Raw genomic sequence first — 15,423 nt, 5'->3', positions numbered from 1 at the left:
GGTTTCCGGTGGTGACTCGGGCAGTCAGGAGCGCGCCGGGGCCAGGGCGGCGGGCGCCCCTTCGCCGGTGATCTCGCTCGTGATCTGCTCGACGGTGCGGCCGCGGGTCTCGAAGGTCGCCACGAGCGCGGCGATCCCGGCGAGGATCGAGATGATCCCGAAGACCAGGAAGAACAGGAACTGCGAAGCGTGTGCCGCCAGGATGAACCCGACGAGCACGGGCATGATGAGGCCGCCGACCTTCTGCCACGCCGCCGCCCAGCCGAGCCCGGTCGCGCGGCTGGCCGTGGGGTAGAGCTCGCTGGCGTAGGCGAAGAGCGTGCTGCCGGCCAGGCCGCTGCCGAAGAACGTGGCCAGCGAGCCGAGCACGATCACCGCGCCGGTCGCCGACGTGGTGCCCCAGGCGAGGCAGAACACTCCACTGAGGACGAACGCCCCGCCGAGCACCACGCGGCGGCCGATCCGGTTGATCAGCTGCCCGGCGAGGATCGCGCCGACCACGCCGGCGGCCGTGATGATCGCCGTGTAGCCGAAGCTCTTGAGCAGGTCCACGCCCTGGTCTTCCAGGACCGAGGGAAGCCAGCTCGAGAGCCCGTAGAGGAACGCGCCGGCGCAGACCTCCATGAACCAGATGGCGATCGTGTAGCGCAGGTAGTGCCGGGCGACGAGCGTGCGCACGGTGCCGCCGCTCTCGGGTGCCGCGTGCCGGCCGGCGGGGGCTTCGGTGGGGTTGCCGCCCCGGCACAGGCCGCTGACGATGGCCGCGGCGTCGGCGAGACGATCGCGGCGCAGCAGGTAGCGGACCGACTCCGGCAGCGTCGCCAGCATGAACACGCCGACGACCACCGGCACGGTGGCGATCACGAACATCGCGCGCCAGCCGAACGCCGGCACCACCGCGGTGCCGACCGCGGCCGCCGTCGGCAGCCCGATCAGCCACGCCGCCGTGGCGGCGGTGACGAGCGGGCCGCGGTGGCGCGAGGGCACGAACTCGGCGATGTAGGGCAGGACCACGGCGATCTCGGCACCGAGCCCGATCCCTTGCAGCGCGCGGAACGCGACGAGGGCGCCGAAACTGGGCGCGAACACCGCGGCGAGCGAGAACACGGCGTAGACGATCACCGTGATCGACAGCGGCACCTTCCGGCCGAACCGGTCGGACACCGTGCCGGCGACGGCCGCGCCCACGAGCATGCCCGCGAACAGCGCCGAGGAGAACACGCCGGCCGACTCGCTGGTGAGGTGGAAGGTCTTGATGACACCCGGCAGGATCACGCCGGTCAGGTTGATCACGAACCCGCACAGGAAATGTCCGATAAGGACGGTCACGTAGATTCTCAGGTGCCGTGCGGTGAACGCCGACTCGTCGAGGCGGGAGAGCAGGGAGTGGGACGAGGTCGCGGGGGACGGGGGCATGTGGGGCCACCTCCTTGTGGCTGGAACAACCCAGGGCTTGTGAAACCCAGCAGCTCGTAGGACGGCGGCTGGTGCTACCCGGTGGCTCCTCGCCGCCCGACGCGGTGGTCGAACGGCGTGGAACCCGTTGGCCGGCAACCCATCGGCGGTCCGGTTCGCCGGTCGGCGGCCTTGTGGGCCACCGGCGTGCGTCCGGCCGTGTCGAACCGATCGGTTGCCACCCGATGGCTTCGAGACTCCGGCACCACGGCACTCCGAAGCGGCCCGGCTCGAAAGCCCGGCGGTGCGGAGGCCGAGGGATGTCGGCCGGCGGCTCGAAGCCGTCCGGTTCGAAACCCGTGGCGCAGGCCGGATGGCCTGGCGTCAAACGGTTCCGATCCGGTGTGGTGCGGTGGTGCTGACCCCCCTTGGGTCTTCTTCCGTCACCGGTCGTCCAGGTTGCCCTGGACGTCGAAGTAGATCTGCGAGAGCGCGGGCAGCAGCTGGTCGCGCACCTCGGGGGCGAGGCCCGCGGTCAGTTCGGCCGCGAACTTGTCGAGGGTGCGCCGGGCGGTGTCCCGCGCGGTGACGCCCTTGGCGGTGAGCTCGAGCTGCATCGTGCGCCGGCTCGTGGCCGAGGGACGGCGCGAGAGTAGGCCCTGGTTCACCATCTTGTCGACGCTTTCCGACATCGTCGACGGGTTGCGGTGCGCGAGCTTGCACAGCGCCGTGAGCGACGTGTGGCCGCTCCCGACCCTCGACAGGATCCGGTACTGCCGGATGGTGAGCGGCAGCTCGAGCCCGGCGAGCAGCTCCGTCTGGAGCCGGGTCAAGCGCCCGCCCAGAGCCAGCAGGACCTCGCCGAGGCCCGCTTCCGGGCCCAGTTCGTCGAAGGTCTCGGTGTCGTTGGTGGTCATTTTGGTCCCCGTACGTTCCGGTACCCGAAATAACGATGCCGCCGACTGTACGTCCGCCCCCGGGCTGTGGGAAGAGGTGATTTCGTGACGACGAGAGTCTTTCAGTGGGTGAAAACCCGGATGGTCCCCGGCGCACCGCGGGTGAGAGCTTCGGAAACCGACCCCGACCGAAGGAGCTCTGAGGCGTCGATGGCAGCGTTCGCCCGAAACCAGTGGTACGTCGCCGCATACGGCCGCGAGGTGGGCCGGGAGCTGTTCTCCCGGACCGTGCTCGGCGAGCCGATCGTCTTCTACCGCACCGAATCCGGCGACGTCGTCGCGCTGGCCGACCGCTGCGTGCACCGCCGCTACCCGCTCTCGGAGAGCCGGCTCGACGGCGACAAGATCGTCTGCGGCTACCACGGCTTCACCTACGACAGCGCCGGTTCGTGCGTGTTCGTCCCCGGCCAGGCCCGGATTCCGCGCACCGCAAGGGTTCCCTCGTACCCGGTGGTGGAGCAGGACTCGTTCGTGTGGGTGTGGATCGGCGAGCGCGAGCTGGCCGACGAGTCCACGATCCCGCGCGCGCCGTGGCTCGCGGACCCGGCCTACACCAGCGTGAGCGGAATGGAACCGCTGGCCGCGCGGTACGAGCTGCTCGTGGACAACCTGCTCGACCTCTCGCACGAGACCTACCTGCACGGCGGCTACATCGGCACGCCGGAGGTCGCGAACACGCCGATCACCACGGAGGTCGACGAGGACCGCGGCATCATCTACGTCAGCCGCCACATGGCCGACGCCGAGTGCCCGTCGTTCTACGCGAAGTCCACGGGCATCGAAGGCCGGATCACGCGCTGGCAGGACATCGAGTACCACCCGCCGTGCCTGTACCTGCTGCACAGCCGCATCGCGCCCGTCGGCGTGCTGCCGAACTCCGACGGCACCGACCCCGACGGTTTCCACGTCGAGGTCGTCTACGCGATCACCCCGGAGACCGAGCACAGCACCCACGACTTCTGGGCCGTGGCACGGGACTTCGCTCTGGAGGACACCGGCGTGTCCGATTTCCTCGCGGAGAACAACCGCACGGTCGTGCTGCAGGACGTGCGGGCGCTCGACATCCTCGAACGCGTCATCGAGGCCGAACCCGAGGGGTACCAGGAGCTTTCGGTCAACATCGACACGGGCGGGCTGGCCGCGCGCCGCATCCTCAAGAGGCTGGCGGCCGGCGAGAGCGCGCAGGTCGTGTCGTCGTGAGCGAGCGCGTGGCGATGCTGCGGGGCGAGAACGTGGTGCGCATCCACTGGAAGCTCGGCACCGACGTGCTAGTCGGCGTGTGCCACTGCGGGGCCGAGCACGAGTCGGAGGACCCGGTGGAGCTGTGGGACTGGCTGCTGGCCCACCCCGTCGGGCACGGCGCTCCGGCGGTGCCGGTGGTCCCGCCGGAGCGCGTGGCCGTCGCGGTCTGAGCGGTCTGAGAGATCTGACCGGTTCATGAGGAGGAGACGATGAGCGTCCTGGCCACGGAGCTGGAGCTCGACGTGGTGCTGGCGGCCCCGGAACGGCTGGCCGACGGCGTCGTCCGGCTGACCCTGCGCGACCCGGACGGCGCGGCGATGCCGGCCTGGGAGCCGGGCGCGCACGTGGATCTGGTGCTGGGGCCGGATCTCGTGCGGCAGTACTCGCTGTGCGGCGATCCGGCCGACCGGTCGGTGCTGCAGGTGGCCGTGCTGCATGAGCCGGCCGGACGCGGCGGCTCGGCGCACGTCCACGGCCTGACCGGCGGCGAGCGGCTGCGCGTGCGCGGTCCGCGCAACCACTTCGCGCTGGTGCCTTCGCCGCGCTACCTGTTCGTGGCGGGCGGCATCGGCATCACGCCGCTGGTGCCGATGCTCGCCGCGGCCGAGGCGGCCGGGGCCGAGTGGCACCTGCTCTACGGCGGGCGCACCCGCGCGACGATGGCCTTCGCGGCGGAGCTGCGCGAACGCTACGGCGACCGCGTGGAGCTGGTGCCGCAGGACGAACGCGGCCTGCTCGACCTCGACGCGGCGCTGGCCGCGGCACCGGGCGCGGCCGTCTACTGCTGCGGCCCGGAACCACTGCTGGCGGCCGTCGAACAGCGGTGTGCGCCCGATTTGCTGCACCTCGAGCGGTTCACGGCGCTGCCCGACACCGGTCCGCGCGATGCGTTCGAGGTCGAGCTCGCCCAGTCGGGCCGGACGGTGCAGGTACCGGCGGACCGCTCGATCCTCCAGGTGCTGGAGGAGTCGGGGGTGCCCGTGTTGTCCTCCTGCCAGGAGGGGACGTGCGGCACGTGCGAGACCGGCGTGCTCGACGGGGTGCCGGACCACCGCGACTCCGTGCTCACCGGCCCGGAGCGCGAGGCGGGCGACGTGATGATGATCTGCGTGTCGCGCTGCGCCGGTGCGCGACTGGTTCTGGATCTCTGACCCCGCGGGTAGCGTGAGGCGATGACCCGGCAAGCCCCAGCGACGGGCACCTCCGTGACCAGCAAGGTGCTGGCGCTGCTCGAGGCTTTCACCCCGGACGCCGCGGATCTGAGTCTCAGCGAGCTGGCCCGGCGGTCCGGTGTCTCGCTCGCGACCGCGCACCGGCGCGCGGCCGAGCTCGTCGAATGGGGTGCGCTGGAACGCGACGCGGCGGGGCGCTACCGCATCGGGCTGCGGCTGTGGGAGGTCGCGTCGCTCGCGCCGCGCGGGCTCGGCCTGCGTGACGCGGCGATGCCGTTCCTGGAGGACCTGTACGAGGTCACGCACGAGAACGTGCAGCTCGCCGTGCGCGAGGGCCTGGAGGTGGTGTTCGTCGAACGCATCGCCGGGCGCGACGCCGTGCCGGTCTGGACCCGGGTCGGCGGCCGGTTCGCCCTGCACGCCACGGGCGTCGGCCTCGTGCTGCTGGCCCACGCGCCCGCGGCCGTGCAGGAGGAAGTGCTCGGCGGGCCCCTGCACGGCTACACCGCGAAGACCGTCTGCGATCCGGCTCGGCTGCGCCGCGTGCTCGCCGACGTCCGCAAACAGGGCTACTCCGTGAGCGACGGGCAGGTCACCGTCGACGCGCTGTCGGTCGGCGCCCCGGTGTCCACCGCCGACGGCACGGTCGCGGCGGCAGTGTCCCTTGTGGTCCGGGCCGGCAGTGCCCAGCCGGCCGCGTTGGCGCCCTTGGTGATGGCGGCCGCGCGCGGCATCGGCCGGGCCCTGGCGGGCGGGCCGGCGCGGGTGTTCCCGGCGGGCCGCGCCCGCCCGTGACCTACTGCGGCACGTGCCAGCAGGTGCCGGTCGCGTCGGGCGTGCGCTCGGCGACGGTCGCGGCGGCGGGCAGCACCCGCTGTCCGGACTGGACGACGGTCGGCGTGGCGGGCGGGGCCGGGGCCACCTCGTTGTAATCGAGTTGCGCGAGCGCCAGCAGCAACAGCACATCGCGCTCGCCGTGCGGGAGCTCGGCCGGCGCGGCCGCGAGCGTGCCGCGGGCCGTGATCGCCGAGACCACGCGGCTTTCGTGGCCCTCACCGGACTCTGCGGTCGTGCACCTCGGTGAACGCCTCGGGCTCCAGCCGGAACCGCGCGGCCGGCCCGGCGTCGCCCACCGGTGCGGTCGTTTCTCTGCCTCTCCTCACGCGGGGGGTTCCTCCCAGTCGGGACAGCTTTCACCACGTCTTCGCCGCAGCGGGGAAACTTCTTCCCGAACGGGCGAGGAAGGTCAAAACGGTGCTGGTCAGCGGCGGCTCGGCCTAGGATCGGCGCGTGGAGCTTCCCGTGATGCCGCCCGTGCGGCCGATGCTCGCCAAGGCCGTGCACGAGGTCCCGAGGACCGAGGGGCTCTGGTTCGAGCCCAAGTGGGACGGGTTCCGCTGCGTCGTGTTCCGCGACGGCGCCGAGGTGGAGCTGGGTTCGCGCAACGACCGCCCGCTCACGCGCTACTTCCCCGAGCTGGTCGAGCTGCTGGGCGACGCGCTGCCGGAGAAGTGCGTGGTCGACGGCGAGATCGTGCTGGTCACGCCGCGGGGCCTGGACTTCGAGTCGCTGCAGCTGCGGCTGCACCCGGCGGCGAGCCGCGTGCGGAAACTGGCCGAGGAGACGCCGGCGAGTTTCATCGCGTTCGACCTGCTGGCCCTGGGCGAGCGCGATCTCACCGGGGAACCGTTCCGCACGCGCCGGCGGATGCTGGAAGACCTGCTCGGCGACAACCCGTCCGGCGGCCTGCAGCGCGTCCACCTGACGCCGCTGACCACGGATCCGGACACGGCCGAGGACTGGTTCACCCGCTTCGAGGGCGCCGGCTTCGACGGTGTGATGGCCAAGCCGGCCGATCAGCCGTACGAGCAGGACAAACGCGTGATGTGGAAGGTCAAGCACGAACGCACGGCCGACTGCGTCGTCGCCGGGTTCCGCTGGCACAAGGACGGGCAGGGCGTGGGTTCGCTGCTGCTCGGCCTGTTCGACGACGCCGGCGCGCTGCACCACGTGGGCGTGGCCAGCAGTTTCACCGCCAAGCGGCGCCGCGAGCTGGTCGAGGAGCTGGCGCCGTTGCGGGAGAACGCGCTGGAGGGCCACCCGTGGCGCACCTGGGCCGAGTACGAGCCCGAGCCCGGCCGCCGGCCCGGCGCGAACAGCCGGTGGGCGCCGCAGAAGGACCTGTCGTGGGAGGCCGTGCGGCCGGAGTGGGTCGCGGAGGTCCGCTACGAGCACCTGCAGGGCGGCCGGTTCCGCCACGGCGGGCGGCTCGTGCGCTTCCGCCCCGACCGTGACCCGGCTTCGTGCACGTACGCGCAGCTGGAGGAGGCGCCGCCGGCCGAGCTGGCGACGTTGTTCGGGGAGACGAGATGAGCGGCGTGGTGCTGGAGCTCGACGGTGTCGAGCTGACGATCTCGAGCCCGGACAAGGTGTACTTCCCCGAGCGCGGCGAGACGAAGCTCGACCTCGTGCGCTACTACCAGGCCGTGGCCGGCCCGCTGCTCGACCGCCTCGGCGGCCGCCCGCTGCTGCTGGAGCGCTACCCGGACGGTGCCGGCGGCAAGAGCTGGTTTCAGAAACGCGTCCCCAAGACCGCCCCGAAGTGGCTGACCACCACCGTCGTCTCCACGCCCAACGGCACGACCAGCGACGCCCTCGTGGCCGCCGACCTCGCCCACGTGCTGTGGGCCGTGAACCAGGGCTGCCTCGGCTTCCACGTGTGGCCCAACCGTGCCGCGTCGCTCGACATCGCCGACGAGCTGCGGATCGACCTCGACCCGTCGCCCGGCATCGGCTTCCCGCAGCTGCGCGACGCGGCGGTGCTCGTGCGCGAGTTCCTGACCGAGCTGGGCATCGAGGTCCACGTGAAGACCTCCGGCTCGCGCGGCCTGCACCTCTACGCCATCCTCGAACCCCGCTGGGACGGCTACCAGGTCCGCGCCGCCGCGGTCGCCCTCGCGCGGGCCCTCGAACGCCGCCACCCGGACCTCATCACGGCCCAGTGGTGGAAGGAGGAACGCGGCGCGCGCGTCTTCGTCGACTTCAACCAGAACGCCCCGCACAAAACGGTCTTCGGCGCGTGGTGCGTCCGCCCGCGCGTCGGCGGCCAGGTGTCCACGCCGATCTCGTGGGCCGACCTCGCCACTGTCATCCCGGACACACTCACCCTGACCTCGGTGCCCGCTCTCGTCGCCGAACACGGCGACCCCTGGGCCGGCGCGAACGACCGGCCGCAGTCCATCGAACCGCTGCTGGAGCTGTCCCGGGCGGACCTCGCATCGGGCCTGATGGACGCCCCTTGGCCGCCGGTGTACCCGAAGATGCCGGGCGAGCCGCCGCGCGTGGCGCCGAGCCGCGCGAAGAAGAGCTGAGCCGGGTGCGGCTCGAGACCGGTGTGCGGCAGCCCGCGGCGAGGCGGGTGTACGAGCGCGAAGGCGACCGGCGGATCCCCGCGTTCCCGCCGCGCGAGAACGACCCGGAGAGCGGCTGCTCCGCCGAAGACCTCGCGCGTCACGCGAACGGCAGGTCGAACGCCAGCTGACCGTCGCCGTCTTTTGGTGGTGCGCCGGACAGGGTCGCGGCGCAGGTGGGGCACGGGGTGACGTCGCCGGTGCCCGGGGCCGTGAGGTCGACCGGCGTCCACGTGCGGGACTCGCGTTCGCCGCAGACCGAGCGGCGGTAGCGCAGGTCGCCGGCGCGGGTCATGAGATGGGCGACGGGCGCGTCGTCGGGGAGGGCGCCGACGAGGTACCAGCGCGTCGCGGTGTGGACTGTGGGGATTGTCGCCATGGAACTGTCCTCCTGGGAGGCCGGTTCAGCTTCATTCCTTCGTCACAGCCATCTTCCGTCGCGCGGTGCGGGAATCCGTGCGTTTGGCGGTGTTCGGCGTGGCGCGCTCAGTCCTCTGGAGACTCTTCTGCCTGGTCAGGCGCCGGTTCGTTGAGGTAACGCAAGATCCGCAGCAGGCCGCGTTCGTCGATCTCGTCGGTTTCGGCCACGCACTCGGTGAGGCGCCGCGTGACGTCGTCGGCGTCGAGGCCGGCGCCAATCAGCACGAGCTCGGTGCCGTGTGGCCGTCCCGCGGGCCAGGGGGAGCGGTCGAGCTGGATGAACGCGCCCACGGTGTGCAGCCCGAACCGCGCGCGCGGGCCCAGGTCCACGTGGCCTTTGACGCGGTAGAGGCCGGGCGGGCGCTGTTCGAGGAATGCCAGCAGCCGCCGCGGCGACAGCGGGCGGTCGGCGGTGAAGGTGACGCTCTCGTAGGCCGCGTGGAGGTGCTGCGAGTGGTCGTGGTCGTCTTCGCGCAGGTCGTCGAAGGACAGCTGGCCGAAGCGTTCGCGCGGCTTCGGGTCGAAGAACAGCTCCGGGTCCACCCGGCCGTGGTCGGTCACCAGCACCGGCACGCCCGGCGCGAACTCCTCGACGGTCGCGGTCAGCTTGGCGAGCTCGTCGGCCGTGACGCGGTCGGCCTTGTTGACCACGACCAGGTCGGCGATGCGCAGGTGGTCGGCCAGCTCGGGGTGGCGTTCGCGGGTGCTGCCGAACTCCGCGGCGTCGACGACTTCGGCGAGGCCGCCGTAGCGGATGTCGGGGTTCTCGCTCGCGATCATCAGCCGCAGCAGGTCGCGCGGCTCGGCGATGCCGCTGGCCTCGACCACGATCACGTCGATGCCGGCTTCGGAGCTCGACAGCCGCCCGAGCATCGCGTCGAGCCCGCTCGCGTCGACGGCGCAGCAGAGACAGCCGTTGCCGAGGGAGACCATGGTGTCGACCTGGCCGGACACGGCGAGCGCGTCGATGTTCACGCTGCCGAAGTCGTTGACCACCACGCCGACCCGTGCGCCCTGTCGGTTGGCGAGCAGGTGGTTGAGCATCGTGGTCTTGCCCGAGCCGAGGAACCCCGTGACGAGGACCACCGGGATCCGCTGCCTGGCCACGATCACACCCCTCCCGCCGTCGCACCGACCTTACCGCCAAGTGATCACGGAACCGCTTCCAGGTCGTGATCAATTTCCGGACACATTGTGCAAGGTCGAGGTGACGCAATTATTTCCGCGCCCGCAGCACCGCCGCCTACCTGCGAATTCCGCATTTCGCGGGCGGTGCCCGGCACATTCGGCGGTTGCCTGGAACGCCGCTTCGGGTACGCTTCCCGTTCTGGCGAAACCCTTGGGGCTACGGGATTTGTCGCCGCCGGCTCGGATCAGCACCGAATGACGGAGGAACAGTGGGTCTTGCCTGCGTGTCGCGGGTTGTGCTTTCTGCCAGTGGAGTAGCCCGGTGACCATTGCGTCCATGCGAGTGAATTTCGACGCACCGTTGGCGCCCGAAAGGGTGACAACCGTCGAATACGGCGAGGCCGAGGAATTCATCCGGCTCTGCCACGCGGAAGCCGCCGTGCCCGGCCTGCGCGTCGACGAGCGGCTCGCGCAGATCAAGGAGGAGATCGCCGAAACCGGTTCCTACCGGCACACCCACGCCGAACTGGCCCACGGCGCGCGCGTGGCGTGGCGCAACTCCGCCCGCTGCATCGGCCGGCTCTACTGGCGCGGCCTGCGCGTGCGCGACCGGCGCGACGTGCGCGAAGCCGCGGGAGTCGCCGCCGAATGCGTCACGCACCTGCGCGAAGCGACCCGCGGCGGCCGGATCCGGCCCACGCTCACGGTGTTCGCGCCGGACAGCCCGACCACGCCCGGCCCGCGCATCCACAACGACCAGCTCATCCGCTACGCCGGCTACCGCCTCGAAGACGGCTCCGTGCTGGGCGATCCGCAGTTCGTCGAGTTCACCGACACCGTGCGCGAGCTGGGCTGGCGCCCGCCCGAGCGGCGCGGTTCGTTCGACGTGCTCCCGCTGCTCGTCGAGGCGGAACCGGGTTCGCCGCAGCTGTTCGGCCTGCCCGCCGACGCCGTGCTGGAGGTGCCGCTCACGCACCCGGACCACCGCTGGTTCGCCGGCCTCGGCCTGCGCTGGCACGCCGTGCCCGCCATCAGCAACATGCCGCTGGAGATCGGCGGCGTGCGCTACTCCGCGGCGCCGTTCAACGGCTGGTACATGGCCACGGAGATCGGCGCGCGCAACCTCGCCGACGTCGCGCGCTACAACCTGCTCCCCGTCATCGCCGGCCTCATGGGCCTGGCCACGGACGACGACCGCACGCTGTGGCGCGACCGTGCGCTCGTGGAGCTGACGCTGGCCGTGCAGTATTCGTTCGACCAAGCGGGGGTCACCATCGCCGACCACCACTCGGAGTCACAGCGGTTCCTGACGCACCTCGAGCGCGAGGAGCGAGCGGGCCGGTCGTGCCCGGCCGACTGGAGCTGGCTCGTGCCACCGATTTCCGGCGCGCAGACCCCGGTTTTCCACCGCTACTACGACGAACCCGACCCCGCGACGCGGCCGGCGTTCCTGCTCCCTGGTCAATGAGAACAGCCGTTCGGCGGATCCCTGCGAACTGGGGGCGCCGACGGTCCGCGGAGGGCGGACAATGGGGACATGACCGCAGTGCTCGTCGCCCACGCAGGCAAGAACGGCGGCACCCGCGAGATCGCCGAGGTGGTCTCGGAGGAGCTGCACGCCCTCGGCCACACCGTGGACACGCGGGACGCGGCCGACGTCGCCGACGTGGCGGGCTATGCGGCCGTGGTGGTCGGGAGCGCGCTGTACTACTCGCGCTGGCGCCCGTCGGCCGTGCGGTTGCTGGAGCGCAACGTGGAAGCCTTGCGTGAACGCCAGGTCTGGCTCTTCCACAGTGGCCCGTGCGGCCCCGGCGCGTCCCTCGTGCACGTGAGCCTGCCCGCGTCCGTGGCCCTCCTGGCGGCGAGCATCGACGCGGAACGCACCACCACGTTCGGCGGGCGGTTGGACCCCGCGCTCGTCCGGGGGATTCTGCCGCGGCTGATGGCGCGTGGGTCCCGTGCCGGCGATTTCCGTGACTGGGCGCGAATCCGCACGTGGGCCCGCGATGTCGGCCACCACGTGAGCTCGCACGTTTCTCTCTGACCACCTGCCCGTTTCACCTGTGACGAGCGTCTTCCCGATCGTCGCGTGCCCTGCTTCGGCCGTGCCGGAATCCGCGCAAACCCCTTGAATGACACCAAAACCGCCAAATCACATCGGTTGCCCGGTCACTCACTCAGGTGTAGACCAACACCGGCGACACCTCGAAACTCACCAACGAGCAGGGGGACTCCGGTGCCGGATGCCACGGCGGGCAAGAAACCCAAACTCACCTCCGACCAGCGCAACGCGTTCATCGCCGCCTGGCTCGGGTGGACCATGGACGCGTTCGACTACTTCCTGGTCGTGTTCATCCTGGCCGACATCGCCAAGGACAAGTCCTTCGGCGCGACGGCGACGCAGCTCGCGTTCATCACCACGGCGACGCTCGTGATGCGGCCGGTGGGGGCGCTGGTGTTCGGGCTGTGGGCGGACCGCGTCGGCCGGCGGATCCCGTTGATGGTGGATGTGCTGCTGTACTCGGTCGCCGGCGTGCTCTGCGCGGTGGCGCCGAACTTCACCGTGCTGCTGATCCTGCGGTTCATCTACGGCATCGGCATGGGTGGCGAGTGGGGCCTGGGCGCGGCGCTGGCCATGGAGAAGATTCCGGTGCAGCGGCGCGGGTTCTTCTCGGGCGTGCTGCAGGCCGGCTACTCGAGCGGCTACCTCGTGGCCGCGCTGGCGTACCTGCTGTTCCACACCGCGCTCGACCTGGACTGGCGCTGGATCTTCGTGCTGAGCGTGTTCCCGGCGCTCATCAGCCTGCTGATCCGCGCCCGCGTCAAGGAATCCGAGGTGTGGGAGGCGGCGCAGGAGAAGATGCGGGTCACCCGCACGTCGGTAAAGGACGTGTTGCTCAACGGCAAGGTGATCCGCCGCTTTGTGTACCTGATCATCCTGATGACGGCGTTCAACTGGCTCAGCCACGGCACGCAGGACGTGTACCCGACGTTCCTCAAGTCCACCGACCACGGCGGCGCCGGCCTGAGCGCGTCGACGAGCACGTGGATCGCCGTGATCTACAACATCGGCGCGATCATCGGCGGCCTCACGTTCGGCGCCCTGTCCGAACGCTTCGGGCGGCGTGTGACCATCGTCAGCGCCGCCGTGCTGGGCCTGCCGATCATCCCGATCTTCGCCTTCGACCACGGCGCCGGCATGCTGGCCCTCGGGTCGTTCCTCATGCAGATCATGGTGCAGGGCGCCTGGGGCGTCATCCCGGCCCACCTCACCGAAATGTCCCCCGACGCGATCCGCGGCTTCTACCCCGGCGTCACGTATCAGCTGGGCAACCTGCTGGCCGCGCTGAACCTGCCGATCCAGGAAGCCATCGCCCAGTCGCAGGGCTATTCGGCCGCTCTCTTGTGGACAGTCATCCCGGCGCTGGTCGGCGTCGCCGTGCTGACCGCCGTCGGCAAGGAAGCCAAGTCCATCCGCTTCGGCGGCGAAGCGGCCACCACCGCGCCGGCGACGAGCGTGCAGTAGTACCGGTCGGCCCTTCCCGTGCTGCCCGGCTCTCGGGCAGCACGGAAAGGCCGGTTCCGCTGCGGCTGCCCCTTCGCCGCTCGCGTCCAACGCGCGACCCGTCAGCCGGGCGCACCCACCGGTGCGGATCACCATGCTGATCCGCACGCCGGCGGGCGCCGATCTGTGGCCCGGACGGCCTCAAAGTCACCCTTCAACGCTCTGACCTGCGGGGTTGCCGACGATAGTGCGCCGATATATCGTGGCTATGTCGGCGATAGCACACGAAGGGATTCTCATGACCAGGACAGCAGGCGCCCACCACATGTTCAGCGGCTTCGGTGGCCCCGAGCGCCACGGCCACCACCACACTGCCCACTTCGGCTTCGAACACCACGCCCCCGGCCACGGCGAGCACCACGCATTCGAGCACCACGGCCCCGGCGCCCCCGAGTTCTTCGGCGGCCATCACGGGCCCGGCCCCCACCACGGCCCCGGTGAGCCCTTCGGCTTTGCGCCCGATGCGGCGCGCGGGCCGGGCGGGTTTCCGCCGCCGCCGATGCCGCCGGTTCCGCCGGGGCCCGGGTTTCCCGGTGGACCAGGTTTCCCGGGCGGCCCCGGCGGTCCGCGCGCCTGGTTCGACGGCCGTCAGTGGGGCGGCCGCGGGTCACGGGGACCGGCGCGGCCTGTGCGCCCGGCGGTGCTGGCCCTGCTCGCCGAAGGTCCGATGCACGGCTACCAGCTCATGCAGGAAATCCGCCGCCGCTCGAACGAAGAGTGGCGCCCCAGCCCGGGCTCGATCTACCCGATCCTGCAGCAGCTGGAGGACGAGGGTCTCGTCCGCTCGACCGAGGAAGGCGGCCGCCGCGTCGCGCAGCTGACCGAGACGGGGCGCGAGCACGTCGCGGGCCGCGAGGAGGAGTTCGCGGCGCTCTGGGCGTCCCACGCTCCCGAGGACGACCCGGCCGCCGACCGCTTCGCCGCCCTGCACAAGCAGCTCGGCGACCTCTGGGCCGCCGCGGGCCAGGTCGCGTACACCGGCACCGACTCTCAGGCCACCGAGATGCGCAAGATCCTCGCCGACGCGCGCCGCCGCCTCTACGCCCTCCTCGCCGAAGACCAGGACGACTCCGAAGACTGACCGCCGGACGGGCGTCGAGTCCACACTGGACTCGGCGCCCGTCCGCCACGCCGGCACCAGGACCGGGTCACGCTCGACCCGGTCCTGGTCGCCTGCCGCTCGTGGTGACGCATCGACACCCGCCACCGGCCTGCCCGGCGCACCAGTCCCGGTTCGTTCCGTTGCCCCGAAACAACTGCCCGGCATCGAAGCACCCTCCTGAACCACCTGGGGTTCGATGCCACCGCCGAGACTCCGGTGCACCTCAGGTCATCCGGCCCGGCGGGGGTTCCGGTTCCCAGCCCAGGTGCGCCGAAACCACATCCGCCGCCGCCACGGTCCGGGCCCCGGCCTCGTCCAGCCGTGAACCGATTCGCGCGTGCGGCGCCGAGATGTTCAACGCCGCCACCACCCGACCCCGGAAGTCCCGCACCGGAGCCGAGACGCCGGACAGCCCGGGCTCGAACTCCTCCACCACCCGGGCGAACCCCTTGTCACGGGCGGCCCGGATCGTGGTCCACAACGTGGGCAGCGCCGGGTGGTCCGGGAAGCGCACGTAGAGCTCGTCCGGCGTCGCGTCGAACAGCAGCACGCGCCCGGCGGAGGTGCGAGCGGCCGGGACGCCGCGGCCCTCCCATTCGTGGACGCGGAACGAGTGCCCCGACACCGAAAGCAGCGTCAGCACCTCGCGGTCGCGCAGCACACACAGGTGGCTCGTCTCCTCCAGATCCGCCGACAGCGAGTGCATCACGGGCTCGGCGGCCCGCACGAGACGGTCCTCGGCACTGCGCGCGACCAGCGAAAACAGACGCCGGCCCATGCGATAGCGGAGAGTGTCGGGGTCGCGCTCGACCACGCCTTCCAGGGCCAGTGCCTTGAGCGCGCGCGAAACCTGGCTCTTCTCGCGCCCGGTCACCGCGGCCAGCCGCACCACGCCGAGGCCGCCCGCGCGCTGGGCCTCGGCCGACGCCAGCGCCTCGAGCAGGTCGAGGTCGCGGCGCAGGCCGTACCCCGACGCAGTCATGGCCGAACCCTAAACCGAGTTGGCCTGAGCGCAACACACGTTGCGATGTCC

General features: G+C 71.4%; 16 protein-coding genes. 10 read left to right on the top strand and 6 right to left on the bottom strand.

The genetic code is table 11. From position 1 onward, the window contains the following. Positions 1-24: 24 nt before the first annotated feature. Both AB0878_RS39845 and AB0878_RS39840 read right to left on the bottom strand, forming a co-directional pair. On the bottom strand, positions 25-1,416 hold the full coding sequence (locus AB0878_RS39845) for an MFS transporter (protein WP_366586450.1): 1,392 nt from the start codon (positions 1,414-1,416) through the stop codon (positions 25-27). Positions 1,417-1,838: 422 nt separating this feature from the next. Continuing rightward, positions 1,839-2,312 carry a MarR family winged helix-turn-helix transcriptional regulator gene (locus tag AB0878_RS39840; RefSeq protein WP_366586446.1) on the bottom strand — a complete coding sequence of 158 codons (474 nt, stop codon included), beginning with the start codon at positions 2,310-2,312 and terminating at the stop codon, positions 1,839-1,841. A 189-nt stretch (positions 2,313-2,501) separates the two neighbouring features. On the opposite strand from AB0878_RS39840, the gene AB0878_RS39835 reads away from it, so the two are divergent. The 4 genes from AB0878_RS39835 to AB0878_RS39820 are packed head-to-tail and all read left to right on the top strand — an operon-like array spanning position 2,502 to position 5,560. Beyond that, a complete protein-coding gene (locus AB0878_RS39835) occupies positions 2,502-3,551 on the top strand; it encodes an aromatic ring-hydroxylating dioxygenase subunit alpha (protein ID WP_366586443.1) in 1,050 nt (349 codons plus the stop codon). Next, a complete protein-coding gene (locus AB0878_RS39830; RefSeq protein ID WP_366586440.1) occupies positions 3,548-3,763 on the top strand; it encodes a hypothetical protein in 216 nt (71 codons plus the stop codon). The genes AB0878_RS39835 and AB0878_RS39830 overlap by 4 nt, the downstream gene beginning before the upstream one ends. 39 nt (positions 3,764-3,802) lie before the next feature. Beyond that, positions 3,803-4,744, top strand: a complete 942-nt coding sequence (locus AB0878_RS39825; RefSeq protein WP_366586437.1) for a PDR/VanB family oxidoreductase — start codon at positions 3,803-3,805, stop codon at positions 4,742-4,744. A gap of 21 nt (positions 4,745-4,765) precedes the next feature. Further along, the gene (locus AB0878_RS39820) at positions 4,766-5,560 is read left to right on the top strand and encodes an IclR family transcriptional regulator (RefSeq protein WP_366586434.1); all 795 of its coding nucleotides are present in this window, start codon (positions 4,766-4,768) and stop codon (positions 5,558-5,560) included. 1 nt (position 5,561) lies between these two features. Here the strand turns inward: AB0878_RS39820 and AB0878_RS39815 are convergent, their stop codons facing one another. Beyond that, the gene (locus AB0878_RS39815; protein ID WP_366586431.1) at positions 5,562-5,801 is read right to left on the bottom strand and encodes a hypothetical protein; all 240 of its coding nucleotides are present in this window, start codon (positions 5,799-5,801) and stop codon (positions 5,562-5,564) included. A 254-nt stretch (positions 5,802-6,055) separates the two neighbouring features. Between AB0878_RS39815 and AB0878_RS39810 the strand changes: the two genes are divergently transcribed. Next, positions 6,056-7,138 (top strand): ATP-dependent DNA ligase, encoded by a 1,083-nt coding sequence (locus AB0878_RS39810; protein ID WP_366586429.1) that lies wholly within the window; start codon positions 6,056-6,058, stop codon positions 7,136-7,138. Further along, entirely contained in the window at positions 7,135-8,136 is a 1,002-nt protein-coding gene (gene ligD / locus AB0878_RS39805; RefSeq protein WP_366586426.1) for a non-homologous end-joining DNA ligase, read from the top strand. Before AB0878_RS39810 ends, ligD begins: the two co-directional genes overlap by 4 nt. A gap of 139 nt (positions 8,137-8,275) precedes the next feature. On the opposite strand, the gene AB0878_RS39800 is transcribed toward ligD, so the two are convergent. Continuing rightward, positions 8,276-8,554 carry a hypothetical protein gene (locus AB0878_RS39800; RefSeq protein WP_366586424.1) on the bottom strand — a complete coding sequence of 93 codons (279 nt, stop codon included), beginning with the start codon at positions 8,552-8,554 and terminating at the stop codon, positions 8,276-8,278. A 107-nt stretch (positions 8,555-8,661) separates the two neighbouring features. Next, positions 8,662-9,702: a GTP-binding protein gene (locus AB0878_RS39795; RefSeq protein ID WP_366586421.1), complete on the bottom strand. Its 1,041-nt coding sequence runs from the start codon at positions 9,700-9,702 to the stop codon at positions 8,662-8,664. Between the two features lie 358 nt (positions 9,703-10,060). Between AB0878_RS39795 and AB0878_RS39790 the strand changes: the two genes are divergently transcribed. The 4 genes from AB0878_RS39790 to AB0878_RS39775 all read left to right on the top strand — a co-directional run bounded on the left by AB0878_RS39790 (position 10,061) and on the right by AB0878_RS39775 (position 14,369). After that, positions 10,061-11,191 (top strand): nitric oxide synthase oxygenase, encoded by a 1,131-nt coding sequence (locus AB0878_RS39790; protein ID WP_366586419.1) that lies wholly within the window; start codon positions 10,061-10,063, stop codon positions 11,189-11,191. Positions 11,192-11,260: 69 nt separating this feature from the next. Then, positions 11,261-11,767 (top strand): flavodoxin domain-containing protein, encoded by a 507-nt coding sequence (locus tag AB0878_RS39785; RefSeq protein ID WP_366586417.1) that lies wholly within the window; start codon positions 11,261-11,263, stop codon positions 11,765-11,767. 192 nt (positions 11,768-11,959) lie between these two features. After that, entirely contained in the window at positions 11,960-13,249 is a 1,290-nt protein-coding gene (locus AB0878_RS39780; RefSeq protein WP_366586415.1) for an MFS transporter, read from the top strand. Between the two features lie 277 nt (positions 13,250-13,526). After that, entirely contained in the window at positions 13,527-14,369 is an 843-nt protein-coding gene (locus AB0878_RS39775) for a PadR family transcriptional regulator (RefSeq protein WP_366586413.1), read from the top strand. Positions 14,370-14,613: 244 nt separating this feature from the next. Here the strand turns inward: AB0878_RS39775 and AB0878_RS39770 are convergent, their stop codons facing one another. Then, complete coding sequence (locus AB0878_RS39770) at positions 14,614-15,372, bottom strand: IclR family transcriptional regulator (RefSeq protein WP_366586411.1); 759 nt, start codon at positions 15,370-15,372, stop codon at positions 14,614-14,616. Positions 15,373-15,423 lie beyond the last annotated feature (51 nt).

It is taken from the genome of Amycolatopsis sp. NPDC047767 (assembly GCF_040704195.1).
In the GTDB taxonomy this organism is placed as follows: Bacteria; Actinomycetota; Actinomycetes; order Mycobacteriales; family Pseudonocardiaceae; genus Amycolatopsis.
The sequence above is the reverse complement of the archived record's forward strand: the minus strand, read 5'-3'. Positions and strand labels throughout refer to the sequence as shown.

Bases quoted from the DNA above. Each gene is read 5' to 3' on its own strand.
- AB0878_RS39845 (WP_366586450.1), bottom strand. From the start codon at position 1,416: ATGCCCCCGTCCCCCGCGACCTCGTCCCACTCCCTGCTCTCCCGCCTC.
- AB0878_RS39840 (WP_366586446.1), bottom strand. From the start codon at position 2,312: ATGACCACCAACGACACCGAGACCTTCGACGAACTGGGCCCGGAAGCG.
- AB0878_RS39835 (WP_366586443.1), top strand. From the start codon at position 2,502: ATGGCAGCGTTCGCCCGAAACCAGTGGTACGTCGCCGCATACGGCCGC.
- AB0878_RS39825 (WP_366586437.1), top strand. From the start codon at position 3,803: ATGAGCGTCCTGGCCACGGAGCTGGAGCTCGACGTGGTGCTGGCGGCC.
- AB0878_RS39820 (WP_366586434.1), top strand. From the start codon at position 4,766: ATGACCCGGCAAGCCCCAGCGACGGGCACCTCCGTGACCAGCAAGGTG.
- ligD (WP_366586426.1), top strand. From the start codon at position 7,135: ATGAGCGGCGTGGTGCTGGAGCTCGACGGTGTCGAGCTGACGATCTCG.
- AB0878_RS39800 (WP_366586424.1), bottom strand. From the start codon at position 8,554: ATGGCGACAATCCCCACAGTCCACACCGCGACGCGCTGGTACCTCGTC.
- AB0878_RS39790 (WP_366586419.1), top strand. From the start codon at position 10,061: ATGCGAGTGAATTTCGACGCACCGTTGGCGCCCGAAAGGGTGACAACC.
- AB0878_RS39785 (WP_366586417.1), top strand. From the start codon at position 11,261: ATGACCGCAGTGCTCGTCGCCCACGCAGGCAAGAACGGCGGCACCCGC.
- AB0878_RS39775 (WP_366586413.1), top strand. From the start codon at position 13,527: ATGACCAGGACAGCAGGCGCCCACCACATGTTCAGCGGCTTCGGTGGC.
- AB0878_RS39770 (WP_366586411.1), bottom strand. From the start codon at position 15,372: ATGACTGCGTCGGGGTACGGCCTGCGCCGCGACCTCGACCTGCTCGAG.